The organism is Falsiroseomonas sp., assembly GCF_030695085.1.
Lineage (GTDB): Bacteria > Pseudomonadota > Alphaproteobacteria > Acetobacterales > Acetobacteraceae > Falsiroseomonas.
This window is the reverse complement of sequence record NZ_JAUYTS010000088.1, coordinates 1-18822: the sequence shown is the minus strand read 5'-3', so window position 1 is coordinate 18822 and position 18822 is coordinate 1. Positions and strand designations below refer to the sequence as shown.

General features: G+C 69.5%; 21 protein-coding genes and 1 tRNA gene. 8 read left to right on the top strand and 14 right to left on the bottom strand.

Annotation, left to right across the window (positions count from 1 at the left end):
- The first annotated feature begins 5 nt into the window (after positions 1-5).
- Positions 6-1253, top strand: coding sequence for an MFS transporter (locus tag Q8S40_RS10850; RefSeq protein WP_304814749.1), 1248 nt, complete (start codon positions 6-8; stop codon positions 1251-1253).
- Here Q8S40_RS10850 and Q8S40_RS10845 read toward each other — a convergent pair whose 3' ends face one another.
- The 10 genes from Q8S40_RS10845 to Q8S40_RS10800 form a co-directional block, all read right to left on the bottom strand.
- Positions 1254-2243 carry a tripartite tricarboxylate transporter substrate binding protein gene (locus Q8S40_RS10845; protein ID WP_305670396.1) on the bottom strand — a complete coding sequence of 330 codons (990 nt, stop codon included), beginning with the start codon at positions 2241-2243 and terminating at the stop codon, positions 1254-1256.
- A gap of 32 nt (positions 2244-2275) precedes the next feature.
- Positions 2276-3463 carry a hypothetical protein gene (locus tag Q8S40_RS10840; RefSeq protein WP_305670395.1) on the bottom strand — a complete coding sequence of 396 codons (1188 nt, stop codon included), beginning with the start codon at positions 3461-3463 and terminating at the stop codon, positions 2276-2278.
- A gap of 103 nt (positions 3464-3566) precedes the next feature.
- Positions 3567-4061 carry a GAF domain-containing protein gene (locus tag Q8S40_RS10835; protein WP_304814754.1) on the bottom strand — a complete coding sequence of 165 codons (495 nt, stop codon included), beginning with the start codon at positions 4059-4061 and terminating at the stop codon, positions 3567-3569.
- Entirely contained in the window at positions 4058-4960 is a 903-nt protein-coding gene (locus tag Q8S40_RS10830) for a branched-chain amino acid ABC transporter permease (RefSeq protein ID WP_304814756.1), read from the bottom strand. The genes Q8S40_RS10835 and Q8S40_RS10830 overlap by 4 nt, the downstream gene beginning before the upstream one ends.
- A complete protein-coding gene (locus tag Q8S40_RS10825; RefSeq protein WP_304814758.1) occupies positions 4960-5832 on the bottom strand; it encodes a branched-chain amino acid ABC transporter permease in 873 nt (290 codons plus the stop codon). Before Q8S40_RS10825 ends, Q8S40_RS10830 begins: the two co-directional genes overlap by 1 nt.
- A gap of 168 nt (positions 5833-6000) precedes the next feature.
- Entirely contained in the window at positions 6001-7206 is a 1206-nt protein-coding gene (locus Q8S40_RS10820; RefSeq protein ID WP_304814760.1) for an ABC transporter substrate-binding protein, read from the bottom strand.
- A gap of 31 nt (positions 7207-7237) precedes the next feature.
- On the bottom strand, positions 7238-7987 hold the full coding sequence (locus tag Q8S40_RS10815; protein ID WP_305670394.1) for an ABC transporter ATP-binding protein: 750 nt from the start codon (positions 7985-7987) through the stop codon (positions 7238-7240).
- Between the two features lie 52 nt (positions 7988-8039).
- Complete coding sequence (locus Q8S40_RS10810; protein ID WP_305670393.1) at positions 8040-8798, bottom strand: ABC transporter ATP-binding protein; 759 nt, start codon at positions 8796-8798, stop codon at positions 8040-8042.
- Between the two features lie 86 nt (positions 8799-8884).
- Positions 8885-9097, bottom strand: coding sequence for a hypothetical protein (locus tag Q8S40_RS10805; RefSeq protein ID WP_305670392.1), 213 nt, complete (start codon positions 9095-9097; stop codon positions 8885-8887).
- Positions 9098-9232: 135 nt separating this feature from the next.
- Complete coding sequence (locus Q8S40_RS10800) at positions 9233-9841, bottom strand: nuclear transport factor 2 family protein (RefSeq protein WP_305670391.1); 609 nt, start codon at positions 9839-9841, stop codon at positions 9233-9235.
- Between the two features lie 115 nt (positions 9842-9956).
- Between Q8S40_RS10800 and Q8S40_RS10795 the strand changes: the two genes are divergently transcribed.
- Both Q8S40_RS10795 and Q8S40_RS10790 read left to right on the top strand, forming a co-directional pair.
- The gene (locus Q8S40_RS10795) at positions 9957-10943 is read left to right on the top strand and encodes a tripartite tricarboxylate transporter substrate-binding protein (RefSeq protein WP_305670390.1); all 987 of its coding nucleotides are present in this window, start codon (positions 9957-9959) and stop codon (positions 10941-10943) included.
- A gap of 17 nt (positions 10944-10960) precedes the next feature.
- Complete coding sequence (locus Q8S40_RS10790) at positions 10961-11563, top strand: nitroreductase family protein (RefSeq protein ID WP_305670389.1); 603 nt, start codon at positions 10961-10963, stop codon at positions 11561-11563.
- A 76-nt stretch (positions 11564-11639) separates the two neighbouring features.
- On the opposite strand, the gene Q8S40_RS10785 is transcribed toward Q8S40_RS10790, so the two are convergent.
- Positions 11640-12950, bottom strand: a complete 1311-nt coding sequence (locus tag Q8S40_RS10785; protein WP_305670388.1) for an aspartate aminotransferase family protein — start codon at positions 12948-12950, stop codon at positions 11640-11642.
- Positions 12951-13125: 175 nt separating this feature from the next.
- On the opposite strand from Q8S40_RS10785, the gene Q8S40_RS10780 reads away from it, so the two are divergent.
- Positions 13126-14022, top strand: a complete 897-nt coding sequence (locus tag Q8S40_RS10780) for a LysR family transcriptional regulator (RefSeq protein ID WP_304814118.1) — start codon at positions 13126-13128, stop codon at positions 14020-14022.
- 56 nt (positions 14023-14078) lie between these two features.
- Positions 14079-14342, top strand: coding sequence for a DksA/TraR family C4-type zinc finger protein (locus tag Q8S40_RS10775; protein ID WP_304814119.1), 264 nt, complete (start codon positions 14079-14081; stop codon positions 14340-14342).
- On the opposite strand, the gene glpD is transcribed toward Q8S40_RS10775, so the two are convergent.
- Positions 14335-15807: a glycerol-3-phosphate dehydrogenase gene (glpD, locus tag Q8S40_RS10770; protein WP_305670387.1), complete on the bottom strand. Its 1473-nt coding sequence runs from the start codon at positions 15805-15807 to the stop codon at positions 14335-14337. The two genes, Q8S40_RS10775 and glpD, sit on opposite strands and share 8 nt — an antisense overlap.
- 165 nt (positions 15808-15972) lie before the next feature.
- On the opposite strand from glpD, the gene Q8S40_RS10765 reads away from it, so the two are divergent.
- Positions 15973-16389 (top strand): hypothetical protein, encoded by a 417-nt coding sequence (locus tag Q8S40_RS10765; RefSeq protein WP_305670386.1) that lies wholly within the window; start codon positions 15973-15975, stop codon positions 16387-16389.
- Between the two features lie 38 nt (positions 16390-16427).
- Here Q8S40_RS10765 and Q8S40_RS10760 read toward each other — a convergent pair.
- Both Q8S40_RS10760 and Q8S40_RS10755 read right to left on the bottom strand, forming a co-directional pair.
- Positions 16428-16519, bottom strand: a tRNA-Ser gene (locus tag Q8S40_RS10760).
- Between the two features lie 95 nt (positions 16520-16614).
- Positions 16615-17244 (bottom strand): glutathione S-transferase family protein, encoded by a 630-nt coding sequence (locus Q8S40_RS10755; RefSeq protein WP_305670385.1) that lies wholly within the window; start codon positions 17242-17244, stop codon positions 16615-16617.
- Positions 17245-17363: 119 nt separating this feature from the next.
- Between Q8S40_RS10755 and Q8S40_RS10750 the strand changes: the two genes are divergently transcribed.
- Together Q8S40_RS10750 and Q8S40_RS10745 are read left to right on the top strand one after the other, a co-directional pair.
- Complete coding sequence (locus Q8S40_RS10750) at positions 17364-17663, top strand: hypothetical protein (protein WP_304814124.1); 300 nt, start codon at positions 17364-17366, stop codon at positions 17661-17663.
- A gap of 109 nt (positions 17664-17772) precedes the next feature.
- On the top strand, positions 17773-18798 hold the full coding sequence (locus tag Q8S40_RS10745) for an SDR family oxidoreductase (RefSeq protein ID WP_305670384.1): 1026 nt from the start codon (positions 17773-17775) through the stop codon (positions 18796-18798).
- The last annotated feature ends 24 nt before the right edge of the window (positions 18799-18822 follow it).

The following is an 18822-nucleotide window of genomic DNA, read 5'->3' as shown; positions in this document are numbered from 1 at the left end:
GCCGCATGCCGCAGGTCCTGCTCTCCGCCAGCTCGCTGTTCGCCGGCGTCGCGCTGCTGCTGACCGGGCACGGGCTGCTCACCCTGCTGCTGCCGCTGCGTGGCGTGGCGGAGGGGTTCGGACCGGTTGCCATTGGCTTGCTCGGCTCGGCCTATTTCGCGGGCTTCGTGGTGGGCTGCCTGCATGGGCCGCATCTGGTGGGGCGCGCGGGGCATATCCGGGCCTTCGCCGCGGTGGTCTGCGGAGTCTCCGCCGTCGCCTTCGCCTATCCGCTGCTGGTGGGGGAGATACCCTGGGCGCTGATGCGCTTCGGCTTCGGCTATGGGCTTGCGGTGTTCTACCTGGTGGTGGAATCCTGGCTGAACGACCGCGCCACCAACACCACCCGCGGGCTGCTGCTCGGCACCTATGTGATGATCAACCATGCCGCCATCGCGGCGGGGCAGATGACGGTGCTGGCCTATCCGGTGGGCGGGTTCGAGCTGTTCGCGGTGGCCGGCATCCTGATCAGCCTGGCCGCCATTCCGGTGGCGCTGAGCCGGTCGCCACAGCCCGCGCCGGTGACGGATGTGCGCTTCCGACCTGGCAAGCTGTGGCGTGCCTCGCCGGTCGGGCTGGTTGGCAGCCTGATGGTGGGGCTGGCGAATGGCGCCTTCTGGGGGCTGGGCGCGGTGGCGGCGACCGGCTTCGGGCTGGATGAGAACGGCGCGGCGCTGTTCATGACCGCGGCGGTGCTGGCCGGTGCCGTGACACAGATGCCGATCGGGCGGCTGTCGGACCGCATGGACCGGCGCTTCGTGCTGGCCGGGCTGCTGCTGGCCTCGATCTGCGTCGGGCTGGCGCTGGGGCTGCTGGAATTGCGGGGCATCTGGCTGCTGGTGCTGGCGGCGGCCTTCGGCGGCCTGGCGCTGCCCTGCTATTCCATCGCGGCGGCGCATGCCTATGACCATGCGGACCCATCCGACTATGTCGGCACCGCATCCTCCCTGCTGCTGGTGAACGGGCTCGGCTCCATCGCCGGGCCGATCGGGGCGGCGCTGCTGATGCGGTCCTTCCCCGGCGGCGGGCTGTTCCTGTTCATCGCGCTCACCCAGGTCGGGCTGCTGGCCTTCGTGCTGTGGCGCCTGCGCCAGCGCGCCGCCCCGGCACCGGAACTGCGCGAGAGCTTCGACATGGCGGCCACCTCGCCCGCCATGGTCGGCGCCGTCATCACCCCGGGGGCGGAGACGGCGCCGGAGGAGGCGAAGGCCTGATCAGCCGATCTGCGCGCCGGAGGCGCGGACCGCGGCGCCCCAGCGCACCCGCTCCGCCGCGATGAAGGCGGCGAAGGCGTCCGGGCTCATCGCCGGCGCCGGTTCCGCGCCGCGGGTACGCAGCGCGCCCACCATGGCCTCGTCCCGCAGCCCTTCGGTGAAGGCGGCGTTCAGCCGCGCGATGATCGGTGCCGGCGTACCGGCGGGGGCGAAGATGCCGTCCCAGGCGCTGACCTGGAAGCCCGGCAGCACCGAGGCCACGGTCGGCAGGTTCGGATGCGTGGCCAAAGGCTCGGCGGAGGTGACGGCGAGCGTCCGCACCGCCTCATTCTGCATGGCGGCGAAGGCAGCCGGGATCAGCTCGATCGCCATGTCGATGCGGCCACCGGCGAGATCCGTCATCGCCGCCGCATTGCCGCGATAGGGCACGTGCAGGATCTCCACCCCGGCCGCCATGCGGAACATCTCCGCCGCGATATGCCCGGTGGTGCCATTGCCGGCGGAGCCATAGGTCGCCTTGCCGGGATTGGCCTTCAGCCAGGCGATCAGCTCCGGCAGCGTCTGAACCGGCATGTCCCGCTTCACCAGCACCACCAGCACGATGCGCGACAGCGGCGCGACGGGGGTGAAATCCTCATGCGGGCGGAAGCCGAGCCTCGGGTACAGCGCCTCATTGATCGCATGGGTGCCGTTGGTGCCGTAGAACAGCGTGTAGCCATCCGGCGCGGCGCGGGCGGCCAGTTCCGCACCGACATTGCCGCCGGCGCCGGGGCGGTTGTCCACCACGAAATTCTGGCCCAGCCGGGCCTGCGCCGGACCGATCGTCAGCCGCGACAGCGTATCGCCGCCGCCGCCCGCCAGGAACGGCACGACCAGCCGGATCGGCCGGTCCGGATAGGCCGCCTGCGCCCGTGCGCCGCCCGCCGCCAGCAGCAGGCCGCCCGTCAGCGCACCCCGCCGTGTGAGACACGGCCCGTTTCCGATCTTCATTGTTGTTTCCCCCATTTCTTGTTGTGCGCCGGCTAAACCGGCCAGGCTTCCAGCAGATCCACTGGGTCGCCATAGGTCTCGGCGAGCGCCCGCACCTTGGGGTCGCGCAGCGACAGCAGGTAGCCATCCTCGACCAGCGGGCGGTTCCCCGCCGTCACCGTGGCGTCGTAGAGCACCAGGTCCATGTGGATATGCGGCTCCTCCCAGTTCGGCATGACCCGGCGGAGGTATTCGGAGGGCTTCGGCGCGTTGATGCCGACATGCAGGCTGCCCGGGGAGTTGGGGCCGGCCGGGTAGATGTCGAAGCGCGGCGCCTTCGGGTTATGGCCGCAGCCCAGCTCCTCCAGCGTGCCGCCGATCAGGTAGTCCCGCATCACCTCCGCCGCGAAGCCCTCGCCATGGACGGCGTGCACCAGATCGTCCTTGAACTCCACGCCGACCGGGTTCTCGAAGGGCTTGTCGAAACCCACCGCCCAATTCGCCCAGACGGTGCCGGTGACGCCCACCTTGTCCTCCGGCTGCAGGCCGACCATCGAGTATTCGAACAGGTTCGGGCCATGTGTCGGCAGGTAGTGGACGTAGCAGCCCGGCTCATCGGCGATGTTGTGGCCGCGCCAGCGATTGTGCTTCCGCAGGTGCTGGAGCATCGCATCGGTGTAGGGGATGCGGAGGTCGGTGCCGCGCGGGTCCGACAGGCGGAGCGTGAAGTCGCCCTGTTCCGGGAACAGCCTTCCGGTGGCGCGGATGATCTCGCCCAGCAGATCGACCGGGAACTGCGCCTGCGGCGTGTGCAGCAGATCGAGGTCGCGGAAGAAGGTGATCTTCACCCAGCGCTGCCCCTGGTTGCGGCGCAGCCCGATGCAATAGGGGTCGAGCACGGAGGCGAACCAGGTGGACACCACGAAAGTGGCGCGCGAGAGCAGCGCCTTGGCTTCCTCCGGCACCGTCACATAGCGGGTGCTTTCGCCCATATAGCTGGCGAAGGTGGCGCCGCGGCCGCGCGCCAGGCCCTGCACCGCCTGGATCACGCGCGGGTCCAGCAGCGGATCGGTCAGCATCACCACATGGTCGCCGGGGCGGATCGCCATGACCCGGCAGAAATTATCCACGCCGCGCATATAGGCGCCGATATCGGCCGTGGGATGCTGCACCGGGCGTGGCAGGCCACGGCGCGTCGGCGCGGCCAGGATGTCTTCGATGCGCGTCGGGAAGCGCGACATGGGGGTTCCTCCGCTGGTCGTTGAGACCCTTACATACCTAAGTATTGCGGAGGTGGGAGCCCGGCGTCCAGCCCCCCGCCGGATGCGGGGGGCTGTCTGGCGGCTACTTGTCGGAGATGACCTTCAGCACGCCGGGCACGGCCAGCGCCGCGAATTGCTGCGCGGTGGCGATATCCGCCTCGCTGTACCAGCCGGCCTCATGCAGCAGGTTGATGGTGGCGATGGTCTGGCCGTCCCAGCGGACCGGCACGTTCAGCACGCTTTCGCAGCCCAGGCTGCGGATCAGCTCGTGGTCGTAGAAGACGTCCGTGATGTCGGCATAGGTCGTGCCGATATAGGGCACGCCCTCGTTCAGCACCTTGGCGAACCAGGGCGTCGGGTTGATCGGCTTGCGGCCGCCGACAGGGTATTCCTTCGGCATGTTGGAATAATAGCGCTGGCTTTCACTCGCGCCCGGATGGATCACCAGGATGGTGAACAGCTTGTGGCCGATCGCCTGGCCCATGGCGGTATCGAGGGCGGCAAACAACGGGCCCGGCTGGCCGCCGGCCGCGATGGCGGAAATGACGGGGGAATAATCGGGAACGGGGCGGGTCATGGGGTCGCCTTGGTACGGGTTTTCTCAGGAATCAGGCCCTGCGGCCGGAAGCGCAGCAGCAGGATCAGGCTCAGCGCGATGGTGCCTTCACGCAGGGCCGCCTTCTGCACCGGGCTGATGCCCGGGATGACGGCGGAGAGGAAGCGCGTGGATTCCAGCAGCGCGATCACGAACAGCGCACCGATGATGGCACCCCGCATCGCCCCCACGCCGCCCGCGGTCAGCGCCAGCACGATGTAGATGGTCAGCAGCGGGGCGAAGCCGTCCGGCGCGATATAGGCGTTGTAATGCGCATACAGCGCCCCTGCCCCGCCGAGCACCGCCGCGCCGATGGTGAAGGCGCGCACCTTGAACCAGAGCACCGGCTTGCCGGCGACCGCGGCGATGTCCTGATCCTCCCGGATCGCGCGCAGCACGCGGCCGAAGGGGGAATGCGACAGGCGCGCGAGCAGCACGAACACCACCGCCACCGCGGTCCAGACGATGCCGAGATAGATCAGGTTGAACCCCTGCGGCGAGACATCGCCGCGCCAGGGCCCCGGAATGCCGGAGATGCCATCCGTGCCGTTGGTCAGCCAGATCTCGTTGGATGCCACAAGGCGGATCACCTCGGCGAAGCCCAGCGTGACGATGGCGAGGTAGTCGCCCCGCAGCCGCGCCACGATCAGCGCCATGATGGCGCCCGCGGCGGCGGCCATCACCGCGCCGGCGGCCCAGCCCAGCGGCATCGGCCAGAGCAGCTTGGTGGTCAGCAGCGCGGAGGCATAGGCGCCGACGGCGAAGAAGCCGACCAGGCCGAGATTGACCATCCCCGCCAGGCCCCAGATCACGTTCAGCCCCAGCGCCATCAGCGCATAGAAGCCCGCGAAGACCAGCATGGCGACCAGGTAGGCTTCCATCAGTTGCGCCCCCCCAAAATCCCCTGTGGCCGGAACATCAGCACCAGCAGGATGGCGAGGAAGGCGGTGACGGTGCGGTAGGCCGGCGACAGCACCACCCCGGCCAGCTCCTCCCCCACCCCCACCACCATGGCGCCGAGCGCGGCACCGGGGATCGACCCCAGCCCGCCGACCACGGCGGCGGCGAAGACGGAAAGCACGACGCGGAAGCCGGTCAGCGGGTCGATCGAGGTATCGATGCCGATCAGCATGCCGCCGCAGCCCGCCAGCCCGCCACCGAGGAACACCGCGACGCGGGCGATGCGGTTGGGATCGACACCCTTGATATCCGCCAGCACGGGATTGTCGGCGACAGCCCGCATCGCGCGCCCCAGCCGCGAAAAGCCCAGCAGAAGAAACAGCCCGCCCGCCGCGACGATGGCGTAGCCGGTGTTCTGCAGTTGCTGCGGATTCACGCGGATGCCATCGAAGCGCCAGTCGCGCAGGATCGGCAGGTCGTAGCCGCGCAGGTCGTTGCCGAAGCCGAAGCGGATGATGTTCTCCAGCAGGATGGTCATGGCGACGGAGGCGATGGCGACCGTCAGCGGCCCGGCCGGGCGCAGCGGCCGGAAGGCCAGTTCCTCCGCCGTCAGGGACACCAGCCCGGCCACCAGGAAGGCCAGCGGCAAGGCGAGCCCGATCGGCCAGCCATAGACCGCATTGGCGACCCAGCCGGCGAAGGCGCCCACCGTGGCGAAGCCGGCGATGGAGAAGTTCGGGTAGCGCAGCACCGCGAAGATGCAGTTGAAGCCGATGGCGGGCAGCATCAGCACGCTGCCCGCCATGACCCCGTTCAGCAAAACCTGAACGAGATCCCGCCAGTCCTGGATCATTGCGTGCCCTCAGTCGCGCCGCAGGCACGCCAGAGGCGTGACGGGCGCGGCCTCCGGCCGCTGGGCTTCGCGGCATAGGCCGCGGCGGCCGTTCGGCTGCTCGGCCCTGCGGGCCGCATCGCGCGCCCATCCTGCATCACAGGTGGCTCCTGGATCGGGGCACGCCTCTCAAACCAGTTCGAGCACCCGGTAGGCGCCGCCCTCCGCCACCTCGTAGCGGAACTTGGTGCCGCGGATGTCGCCACGGTCGTCGAATTCGCAGGGGCCGGAGGCGCCCTCGAAATTCACGGCGCGTCCGGCGGCGATCAGGCGCAGCCCGTCCGTGACATTGTCCACCTTCTCCCCATCGCCCTGGGAGATCTTGCGGACATTCTCGCGGATGACGGTGCCGGTCGCCTCGCCGCCTTGCGCGGCGGCCAGGATCGCCATGGTGGCGTGGTCGTGCACCTGCGCCGAATACGGGTCCACCTCCGTGTTGCCGAAGGCGGCCTTCAGCCGGGTGAAGGCGGGGCTGTTGAGGTCGGGGCTCGGCTGGAAGGTGGTCAGCCCATTCGTCACCTCATTCGGCAGCGTGCCGAAGACGCTGGCCGGCGCGGCATAGGCGAAGGTGAAGCGGCGGCCGTCGAAGCCGGCGCGATACAACTCCCGCAGCAGGATGGTCACATCCGGCAGGTAGCCGTTCAGCATCACGGTGTCGGAGCGCGAGCGCATGATCTGGTCCACCTCCGACCGGAAGGCGGTCTTTTCCCGCTCATAGACGATGTAGCCGGAAACGGTGCCGCCGGCGGCACCCAGCGTCGCGGTCATCACCTCCTGGCTGGACTGCGCGAAGGGCGATTGCGCCGCCATGTGGAACACCCGCCTGGCGCCCTTGCCGAGCAGCCACTTGCTGGCCGTCTCGATCTGCAGGCGGCTGTTCGGCTGGGTGCGGAAGATGTGCCCCTGATGCGGCAGCAGGGTGATGCTGTCGGCGCCCGAGACGGTAAACAGCGGCACCCGGTTTTCCCAGCACAGCGGTGCGACGGCCGTGGTGACGGAGGACGCCCAGGTGCCCATCAGCGCCTGCACGCGGTCCACATCGATCAGCTTGCGCGCGCCGCGCACGCCGGCATCGGGGTTGGTCTGGTCATCCTCGAAGGCGAGGCGCACCTGGCGGCCCTTGATGCCGCCGGCGCTGTTCGCCTGCTCCACCACGCCCTGCATGGCGCGCAGCATGGCCGGGCCATAGGGCCCGCCGGCGCCGGTCAGCGGCGGCAGCGCGCCGAACACCACCGGCTGCGTCTGCGCGAAGGCGCGACCGCCGATGGCGAAGGAGGAGACGGCGGCGGCCGCCCCGAGCAGGGCGCCGCGGCGCCCGATATTCATCTGCATCATCCGTCAGCTTCCCTTCTTTTGTTGTTGCACGTCAGCCGCCCAGAAACAGGCGGCGCACTTCGGGGTCGGAGGCAAGCTCCGCGGCGGGGCCGGTGCGGGCGACGCGGCCATCGACCATGACGATGCCATCCTCCGCGATCGCCAGCGCCTCCAGCGCATTCTGCTCCACCATCAGGATGGCGGTGCCCTCGGCATGGATGGCGGCGATGTCGTCGAACAGGCTTTCGGCGGCCTTCGGGCTGAGGCCGGCGGAAGGCTCGTCCAGCAGCAGCAGCTTCGGTGCCACCATCAGCGCCATGCCCATCGCCAGGATCTGCCGCTGCCCGCCCGAAAGCGTGCGCGCGGCGCGGCGGCGCTTCTCGGCCAGCATGGGGAAGCGGGCGAACAGCGCCTCCACCCGCTGCACCACCGTGGCGCGGGGTTCGAGGTAGCCGCCCATCTCCAGGTTCTCGCGCACCGAGAGGCTGGGGAAGATGTTCGCCTCCTGCGGCACGAAGGCGACCCCGCGGGCGGCGATGCCGCGCGGCGGCAGGCCGGTCAGCATCTCGCCGGCCAGGCGGACGCTGCCCGACTTGGCGCGCAGCATGCCGGCGATGGCCTTCAGCAGCGTGGATTTGCCGGCGCCATTGGGTCCGACGATCGCGGCCATGCGGCGCGGCGGCAGCGAGACGGTGATGCCCTTCAGGATTTCATCCGCCGCGCCATAGCCGCCGACCAGGGCTTCCACCTGCAACAGGATGCTGCCGTCAGGATTCAGACCTTCGGTGCTCGCCGCCATCATGCCGCGTCTCCGCGGCAGGATGCCCGCTGCGCCCTGCGGTCATCGTGACCGGTCATGCGTGCGCTCTCCGGCCCATATAGGCCTCCTGTACCCGCGTATCCTCCGCCACTTCGGCGAAGCTGCCTTCCACCAGGCGGCGGCCTTCCGCCATGACGATGACCGGGTCGCAGAGGGAGGCCACGAAATCCATGTGATGCTCGACGATCAGCACGGTCAGCCCCTCATCGCGCAGCGTGCCGATATGGGTGGCGATCTCGGCGGACAGGGTCGGGTTCACGCCGGCCACCGGTTCGTCCAGCAGCAGCAGGCGGGGTTCGGCCATCAGGGCGCGGCCGATCTCCATCAGCTTCTTCTGGCCGCCGGACAGTGCCGAGGCCTGGTTGTCCAGCACAGCCGTCAGGTTCAGCCGGGCGGCAACAGCCTTGGCGCGTTCGCGCAGCGCTTCCTCCCGCGCGCGCATGGCGGCGGGGCGCAGGATGGCGGCGGCGACGCCTTCGCCGGGCTGCGCCGGGCCATAGAGGAGAAGGTTCTCCAGCACCGTCAGGCGCGGAATGCCGCGGGCGATCTGGAAGCTGCGCACCAGGCCGGCGCCGGTGATGCGGTCCGGCCGCAGGCCGGTGATGTCCTGGCCGTTGAACAGCACCTGCCCGGCATCCGGCGGGATGACGCCGGAGATGCATTGGAAGGCGGTGGATTTGCCGGCGCCGTTCGGGCCGATCAGCCCGGTGACGGTGCCCGGCCGCACCTCCAGATCCAGCCCGTCCAGCGCCACCACGCCGCCGAAACGGCGCGTCAGGCCGCGGACCTGCAACAGGGGGGTCGGGGGGGAGGCATTCGTCATCAAACGGGAACGCTACACGCGCCCCCGCCGCGCCGGAAGCCCGCTCAGGCTGCGGATCAGACGGTCGCGCGTGGCCGTTTTGCGGGGCGGTAGCCAGGCCTATGCGGCAGGGCCGAAAGCAGCAGGGGGCGGGCGGGCTGCGGCTGCGACCGAAGCGGGCCCTCGGCCTCGTCCCGCATGCGCGCCAGCAGCGCCAGCTCCGCCGGTGCCGCTTCCCGCAACAGGCCCGAGGCGAGCATCCGCTCACGCCGGAAAGCCTGGTCGTCCATGCAAACCTCCTGAACCCCGGACGGGACTCGATCGCCCATCCTGGGCTCGATCCTAGCTAGCAATGGCGACAGCCATCCGGCAGGGCCATGACGCAGAGGTGACATATTTCCCTGAAGAATTGATGAAAGCGGGAGTTATTCAGCCCAGCCATGCGGTTCGCCAGCCAGCCAGCGGCGGCCGGCGGCATACAGCGCCTGCACTTTTTCACCCTTCAGCCCCGGCATGTCCGTCTTCACCTCATAGCCGATGCCGGTCTGGAGATAGGCGAGGTGGCGATAGCCCTCGGGAAAGCGCGCCAGCAGCGCCGGGTCGAGTTGCAGCTTCGCCGCCGGGTCCACCGGGTCCATCCGGTCCTTCTCATAGATCGGCTGGCGCAGCACGATGCCCCACTTGCCGTCCCGCTCCTCGATGAAGTCGTGGAAGCGGCCGGTGCAGACCACGTCCACCAGTACGCCATGCACCTCCGCCCGCTGGCTGATGGTCATTTTCGTTTGCGCGATGGCGCGGTTGCCGGCGAGGTCAACGGAGCAGCCGCCCAGGAAATGCAGGATCGAGACGCCGCGCGCCCAGCCGGCCTTGGACGCGGCGATGAAATCCGCCGCCGAGGCCTGGCACCAGGTGGCCATCATCCGCCCATCCTCATGCCAGCAGGTGGCAAAGCGGTCCCAATCCCCGGCATCGCGCCAGACCGCCCAGTTCTGCACCAGTTCGGCGACCTGCAGGCGGCGGAGAAGATCGGACATGGCGGGTTCCTCGGGCAAGGCGGCTTTGGGCTTGACGGGTGGCGACGCTGCCGTAATGGGGTGGGCAACAAACGATTGCATCGCGCTCGATTGCAACAGCACAGGGAAAATGTCCATGACCCGGGAAACACCGCGAAGCATCGGCCGTCGCACCGCCCTCGCGCTGCCTGCGCTGCTGCTGCCGCTGGCAGCCCGCGCCCAGGCGGCATGGCCGGACCGGCCGGTGCGCTTCATCCAGGGCTTCGGCGCCGGCGGCACCACGGATATCGTGGCGCGGCTGCTGGCGCCTGCCATGTCGGCCGCCTGGGGCCAGCCGGTGGTGGTTGAGAACCGCCCCGGCGCCGGTGGCACGCTGGCCGCCAATACGCTGGCCCGCGCCAATGACGGCCACACGCTGATGCTGCTGAACAACGGCTTCGCGGTGTCCGCCGCCCTGTACCGCAGCCTGCCCTACGACCCGCGCGCGGATATCGACCCGGTGGCGATGGTGGCCTCCACCGGCCTCGTGATCCTGGCCGGGCCGAACGGCCCGAAGGACATGGCGGAGCTTGTGGCGCAGGCCAAGGCGCGGCCGGATGCCATCAACTTCGCCACCGTGGGCGTCGGCAGCACGCAGCATTTCGTGGCCGAGGCGGTGCAGAGCGCGGGCGGCTTCCGCATGACCCATGTGCCCTATCGCGGCACGCCCGCCGCCATCATCGCGCTGCGCAACAACGAGGTGCAGGTGGTGGCGGAAACCGCCTCCGCCGTGCTCGGCCAGATCCGAGGCGGCGAGGTACGGGCGCTGGCCATCACCTCCGGCGAGCGGTCGCCGCTGCTGCCGGAGGTACCGACGGTGGCGGAAGCCCTCGGCCAGCCGGGCTTCGACATCGTCACCTGGTACGCCATCGGCACGCCGGCCAATGCGCCGCCCGCAATTGTGCAACGCATTACCGCCGTGGCACAGGCGATGCATGGCAATGCGGAACTTCAGGCGCGCCTCGGTGCGCTGGGTCTGACGCCGCGCGCGCCCGGCACGCCTGCCGAGACGCGCGCCACCGTGCATGCCGAAATGGCGCGCTGGGCCGAGGTGGTCGAGCGCACCAACATGGAACGACAGTAGCAAGGAATACCCGCCGCGTGACCGACCGTACCGCCCCCGTCGCCCACCCGATCAACGCCCTGATGCAGGCACGCTGGAGCCCGCGCGCCTTCACCGGCGCGCCGGTGACGGCCGCCCAGGAAGCCAGCCTGCTGGAGGCCGCGCGCTGGGCCGCCTCCTGCTTCAACGAGCAGCCCTGGGTGTTCATCACCGCCCGCAAGGATGCGGAGCCAGAGGCCTTCGCCAGGCTGGCCGGGCTGCTCAGCGTGAACAACCAGGCCTGGGCGCCGCAGGCGGGGCTGCTGATGATCGCGTTCCACCGCACCACCTTCGCCGCCAATGGCGCGGCGAATGCGGTGGCGATGTACGACCTCGGCCAGGCGGTGGCGCAGATGGCGTTGCAGGCGGTGGAGCTGGGCCTCGGCAGCCACCAGATGCGCGGCTTCGATGTGGAGCGCGCGCGGGCCGAGCTTGGCGTGCCGGAGGGCCATGAGCCGGTGGTGGCGATCGCCTTCGGCGTGACCGGCGCCCCCTCCCTGCTGCCGGAGAAGCTGGCGGAGCGGGAAGTGGCACCAAGGGTGCGGAAGCCGATCGGCGAGTTTGCCCATGTCGGGCAGTACGGGACGCCTGTGAAGGTGTGAGGGTCCGGGGGCAGAACGCCCCCACCCCAACCCTCCCCCCGCGCTTGCGGGGAGGGTCGGGGTGGGGGTTTTGCCCCTATGCCACCGCGTCGCGGATCAGCGCGCCGCGGATCTCGCAGAAATCCGCGAAGGCGGCGACGAAGCCCTCGGCCTCGGCCGCGCCCACCATCAGCGACAGCGCCACCATGCCGCGGCGGGCAATGTAGTAGCCGCGATCCAGCAGATCGAGGAACAGCAACTCCTTCAGCGCCTGGTTGCCGCTGGCCGCTTCCTCGGCGTTGCGAGGCGGCGTCGCCCTGAAATGGAAGGCCATCATGCTGCCGCGGCCGGTAATCTGGATCGGCAGGTCCCCGGCCGCATCCTGCAAAGCATGGCGCAGCGCATCGCCGCGGGCATTGTGGGTGCGCGCGACGTCCGGCGTGTAGATCTCGGACAGCGCGGCGATGCCGGCGGACATGGTCAGCGTGTTGTTGTTGAAGGTGCCGGCATGCGGCACGGCATCCGGACGGCGCGGGTCGAAGATCGCCATGAGCGCCGCGCGCCCGCCGAAGGCGCCGAAAGACATGCCGCCACCGACATACTTCCCGAGTGTCGTCAGATCCGGCGTGACGCCCGTGAGCTCCTGCAACCCGCCGGGGGCGAGGCGGCTGGTCATCACCTCGTCGAAGATCAGCACGGCGCCGGTCTCATCGGCCAGGGCACGCAGGCCGCGCAGGACATCATCCTCCGCCGCGATGCAGCCGCCGCCGCCCAGCATCGGCTCCAGGATGATAGCGGCCAGGTCGCCGGCATGTTCGCGCGCCAGTGCGGTTGCCTCCACCAGATCATTGTAGCCGGCCAGCACCACGCGATGCGGCACGTTGATCGGGTTGGCGCCCAGGCCAAAGGTCATCAGCCCGCCATGGTAGCCGCCCCGAAACCCGAGGATGGTGCTGCGGCCGGTCGAGATGGTGGCGCAGGCCAGCGCCAGCAGATTGGCCTCCGTCCCCGAATTGGTGAAGCGCAGCATCTCCAGCGACGGAAAGCGGTCCCGCACCAGCCGGGCGAAGCGCGCCTCGAAGGGGTTGTGCGCGGTCAGGTTCACGCCGGTATCCAGCGCCCGCAGCACGGCCGCGCGGATGGCCGGGTGCGAGTGGCCGAACAGCCCGGCGGTGAATTCGCCGATCATGCTGACATAGGCGTGGCCATCGAGGTCGCGCACCCGGCAGCCCTCCCCGCTTTCGGCGGTGAAGGGGAAGGGGCCGTGGAACAGCACGCTGCGGGTATTGCCGCCGGGCATCAGCTCCGCCGCCTCGCGGTGGCGCGCGGCGCTGGCGGGGCGGCGGGCGGCGTAGCCTTCCCGCGCCTCGACCAGCGCATCCTCGATCATGGCATTGCGACCGGACATCCCCGCCCTCCCCCATTGGCCTGCCGAGGCTAGACCTGCGGCGCCGGTCTAGCCAACCGGGCGCGCGCAGCACAACGTACACATCACTTGCATCCCAGGATTGACGGCGATGCTCGATGCGGAAAGAATGCCGCCGCACGATGCCGTAGGGGCATCGCAATGGAGCCTCCTCCCCATGGTGCCACCCGGCCTGCGCTGCTTCCTCGCCGTCGCCCAGGCCGGTTCGATGCGCGAGGCGGCGCAGCGGCTGCGCCTGGCGCAATCCGCCATCAGCCGCCGCATCCAGCAGCTGGAGGAGGACCTCGGCGTGCAGCTTCTGGAACGCGGCGCACGCGGTGTGGCGCTGACCCCGGCGGGCGAGATCCTGCTGCATCATGGGCGGGAGGCAACGCATCTGACGGAACGCCTGCGTGCGGACCTCGACGCGCTGCGCGGCGTGCGGCGCGGTCATGTGGTGCTGCGCCTGGTGGAAAGCTTCGCCGCCTGCGGCCTGGCCAATGCGCTGGCCAGCTTCCGCAGCGCCTACCCGGCGGTGACGCTGGATATCGCCGTGGTGGGGTCGGCGGCGATTTTGGCCGGGTTGCAGGAGCGCACCTGCCATCTCGGCGTCGCCTTCAACCCGCCCGCCGATCCGGAGGTGGAGGTGCTGGCCTCGGCGGCGGAGCCGCTGGCGGTGATGCTGGCGCCGCACCACAAGCTGGCCGGCGCCACTACGCTGACATTGGCGGATCTGGTCGGCATGCCGCTGGTCGCCCCCTCCCACCTCGGCAGTTCGCGGGCGCTGTTCGATACCGCCTGCCGCGCCGCAAGGGTGCCGATCCGCCCGGTGCTGGAGACCAATTCGGCACATGTCGCGGCGGGCTTCGTGGCGGATGGCAAGGGTGTGGCGGTGATGGTGCCGCGCGTGCTGGCGTTGCAGGTGGAGCAGGGCAAGGTGAAGGCGATCCCGCTGACCGACCCGCTGCTGAATGGCAGCCGCATCGCCCTGCTCGCCCGCCGCGGCCGCCGCCTGCCGGCGGCGGCGGAGGCGCTTTCGGCCAGCCTGGCGCGGGTGCTGGAACAGGCGGCCTGACCTTTGAAACCCCGCCTGCCCTGACCAGTTAAAGTGGCTGGACGTGGGATGGGACAATGGCAAGCGGCTGGGCGCCGGATGGCGCGGTACAGGATCAGATCGACGACACGGTGCGCGACGGCATCCTGCGCGCCCGCGCGCGGATGACCGCCGGTCCCGGCGAGATCCATTGCGTGGAATGCGGCGAGGAGATCCCGGAGGCACGTCGCGCGGCGCTGCCGGGCGTGCGGACCTGCGTCGCCTGCCAATCGGCGCGCGACCGGCGCCCCGCCGCCTTCGGCATCAACCGCCGCGGCAGCAAGGACAGCCAGCTCAAATAGCCGCCGCCACCGCCTCCCGCTCCGCCTGGGTCATGTGCAGGCCGAGGCGGGAGCGGCGCCACAGCACATCCTCCGCCGTGCGTGCCCATTCCTCATGCTTGAGCCAGTCGATTTCCCGCTGCGTCAGCCCCGCGCCGTAATCCTGGCCGAGTTCGACCATTGATGTGGCCTCGCCCAGCAATGCCGGCACCTCGCTGCCATAGGCGCGGACCAGCCGCGCGCGCAGCGTGGGCGGCAGGAAGGGGTAGCGGGTGGCGATCTCCGCCTCATACCCCGCCAGGTCGCGGCCGCCGAAATCCCCACCAGGCAGCGCGGCGCCAGCGGTCCAGGCCGGCGCCGACCGCCCCAGGGCCTTGCCGAGCTTCTCCACCGCTTCCTCCGCCAGCCGGCGATAGGTGGTGATCTTGCCGCCATAGATGCTGAGCAGTGGCGCGGCTTCGGTATCCAGCTTCAGCACATAATCCCGCGTGATGGCGGAGGGATCATCCGTGCCGTCATCAAACAAGGGCCGCACGCCGGAATAGGACCAGACGATTTCCGCCGGCGTCACCGGCCGCTTGAACTGGCGGCTGACGGCGGCGCAGAGATAGGCGGCTTCCTCCGGCGTGCAGTGCGCGGTGGCGGCGTCGCCCTCATGCGGCACGTCCGTGGTGCCGACCAGGGAGAACCTGCCCTGGTAGGGAATGACGAAGACGACCCGGCGATCGTCATTCTGCAGGATATAGGCCTGCTCCCCTTCATACAGCGCCGGCAGCACGATGTGGCTGCCGCGGATCAGGCGGACGCTGCCGGCGCGCGCGGCATGGGTCTGGTCCTGCGCCGACAGCACCCAGGGGCCGGCGGCATTGACCAGCGCCGTGCAGCGCAGCGTTTCCTCGCCACCCTCCGCCGTGCGCAGCCGCACCGTCCAGCCCTGCGCATCGCGCGCGGCATCGATGAAGGCGGTGCGGGTGCGGATGCTGGCGCCGCGGCGGGCGGCGTCCTTGGCGTTCAGCACCACGAGGCGGCTGTCCTCCACCCAACAATCCGAATAGGCGAAGCCATTGGCGATGGCCGGCGACAGCGGCGCGCCGAAGGGGTGCTTCCGGAAATCCAGGCCCTCTGCCCCCGGCAGGCTGACCCGCCGCGCCAGGTGGTCATACAGGAACAGCCCGGCGCGGATCAGCCAGCGGGGCCGCATCTCGGCCCGGTGCGGCAGCACGAAGCGCATCGGCCAGACGATATGCGGCGCGATCCGCAGCAGCACCTCGCGCTCCGCCAGCGCTTCGCGCACCAGGCGGAATTCGTAATGCTCCAGGTAGCGCAGCCCGCCATGCACCAGCTTGGAGGAGTTGGAGGAGGTGCCGCTGGCGAGGTCGCCGCGCTCCACCAGGCAGGTGGACAGCCCCCGCCCGACGGCATCCCGCGCGATGCCGGCGCCATTGATGCCCCCGCCGATTACCAGCAGGTCGAAATCATTTGCCATGTCGCTGTCATGTAAGGCGCGCGGGCGGCTGGCAAGGGCCGCGCTGGCGCATCGTCCGGGCCGCCAGGACATGGCTGATCGGCGCCGGCTGTCGCGGGCATCGGATATCCCTATTGGCACCGCCTAGGATCGTTACGATAAACGCGCAGACAAAGGAGCCCCGCGATGCTGAAACTGCCGAGCCTGACGATCCTGGCCAGCCTGGCCGCCCTGGCGCCCGCCCAGGCGCAGATCTTTGTCCCTGCCAATTCGGTCACCCTGAGCCATAGCGGCAATAATGGCTGCTCGCTCCAGGCCGGGCAGGTCTATTCCAATGGCACGGGTGAATTGATCGTCGGCTACACCAACACCGGGACCAACTGGATTGCCTTCAGCGTCCAGGTCATGCTCGTGGGCACAGGCTTCACGCGCGTGATCCAAAGCACCCATACCAACGCGCGCCCACCGGGCGCCGGCGTTGTGCGGATTCCGGGCCTGACCCCTGCCCTGCCCGAGAGCCTGAGCAATGCAGGCGCGAGCGTGACCATCCAATACTGCTCGACCGCGCCGGACCCCGGCGGCCCGCCTCGCAACTGGCGCTGAGCCACAGCCCTTGATGATGGGTAAGTCTGGATTCGCATTGGAGGAGGGGAAGGGATTCGAACCCTCGATAGGGTTTTACCCCTATAACGGTTTAGCAAACCGTCGCCTTCAGCCACTCGGCCACCCCTCCTCAGGGTGTGAAGTTGCACGACGTATGCAGCGCGTCTCATAGCGGGCCGGACCCGGGCGGGCAAGCGCCTGCCCGAGCCGATATTCAGGACGCTGTCAGGACAGCGCCACCTCGAAGCCGCGCTGGGTGGCGGGGCGGGCCATCATGCGGGCGTACCAGGCGGCCACGTTGGGCAGGTCGTCGAAGGGCACCTGGTGCCGCTCATGCCGCCAGGCCCAGCCGAGGATCGCGAAATCGGCGATGCTCGGCTCACCTTCGCTGGCCACGTAGTCGCGGCCGGCCAGGCGGCGGTCCAGTACGCCGTAAAGGCGCCTGGTTTCCTTGTGATAACGCGCGAAGCCGTATTCCCGCGCCGGGCCTTCCGGCTGCATCAGGAAATGGTGCACCTGGCCGGGCATCGGGCCGAAGCCGCCCATCTGCCACATCAGCCATTCCATCACCGCCACCTTGCCGCGCGGGTCCTTGGGCATGAATTTCCCGGTCTTCTCCGCCAGGTACAGCAGGATCGCGCCCGATTCGAAGACGCTGATCGGCTGTCCATCCGGCCCGTCGGGGTCGATGATCGCCGGAATCCGGTTGTTCGGGGAAATCTTGAGGAAGTCCGGCTTGAACTGCTCGTCCTTCGAGATGTTCACCGTATGGACGGCGTAGGGCAGCCCCATTTCCTCCAGCGCGACCGAGATCTTGCGGCCGTTCGGTGTGTTCCAGGTGTAGAGGTCGATCATCCCGATGCGTCTCCTTGCTGGAAGGTTTGATCCCACGAAGCCGTTCAACCGGAAAGCCCCGGGCGTTTGACGCAGCAGGCCCTTGACCCGGAAGCGATGGGTTTGCGACTCTGAGGGCCGTGCAGCATCTCACGCCTCTCGGTGCCGGCTCCGCCGGTGCCCGGGACGACGACACGCTCTGGGCGGTGATCGCCACCGCCGGGCGCAAATCGCGCGTGGCCAATGTCTATCGCAACCGCATGGCGGCGCTGGAGGACCGGGCCTGGCGGGCGCAGCAGGTCTCGGCCTATGAGGATTTCCTGCGGCGATCGAAACAGCCGGTGCCGCATTATTCCGTCGCGCCGATCCGCCGCGCCGACTTGCCGAAGGCCTGGAGCCCCCTGCCCGCGCTGGGCTTTCTGCGCGGCCAGTTCATCTGACCCCCATCCGCAGCCAACCGGGCCGGTTCCAGGCTCACGAGGCGTTCAGCCGGGGCAACACCTGCGATCCTGATCGGTTGAACCTCCTGGCTTAGACGGGAGCAATGTCATGACTATCCGCCTCAAGAAGCTGGCCGATCAGGTCATCGTCATCACCGGCGCCACCTCCGGCATCGGCCTCACCACCGCCTGCAAGGCGGCCCAGCGCGGCGCCGCGGTGGTGCTGGCGGCGCGCAACGCGGACGCGCTGGCCGAGATCTGCGCCGGCATCCAGGCGGGCGGCGGCCGCTGCGCCACCGTGGTCGCCGATGTCGGGGTCAGGGAGGATGTGGACCGTATCGCGGAGGTCGCCCGCCAGGAATTCGGCGGCTTCGATACCTGGGTGAACAATGCCGGCATCGGCGTCTATGCGACGCTGGAGGAAATGTCCCCTGAGGACCACGAGCGCATCTTCCAGACCAATTACTGGGGCGTGGTGCATGGGTCCCTGGTGGCGCTGAAGGAGCTGAAGCGGCGCGGCGGTGCGCTGATCAATATCGGCTCGATCTCCTCGGACATGCCGTCCCCCCTGCTGGGCGCCTATACGGCCACCAAGCACGCGGTGAAGGGCTTCACGGACAGCCTGCGGATGGAGATGCTGCACGAGGATGCGCCGGTGGCGATCACGCTGATCCAGCCCTCCGGCATCGACACGCCCTTCGGCGAGCACGCGAAGAACTACATGGACGAGGCGAGCCAGGTGCCGCCGCCGGTCTATGCGCCGGAGGTGGTGGCCAGCGCCGTGCTGCATGCGGCGGAACACCCGACGCGCAACCGCATCGTCGGTGGCTGGGGCCGCGGCATGGTGGCGGCTGCCCGCACGGTGCCGAGCCTGACGGACCGGATCTTCACCTACAGCTACTACAAGACCGCGAAGCAGCCGGGCCGCCCTCCGCGCGACACGCCGGATAACCTGCACAGCGCCGGTGAGGACGGGAACCGCTATGGCGACCAGGGCCATCAGTTCGACCGCAGCCTGTATAACAAGGCGCTGCGGAACCCTGGCACGACATTGGGCGTGATCGCCGCGGCGGGTGTGGCTGCGTTGGGGCTGCTGTCGCGCCCGGCGAGCCATCTCCAGTCGTATCGTGGCTGAGCCACGGGAACCACGGCCCGAGAC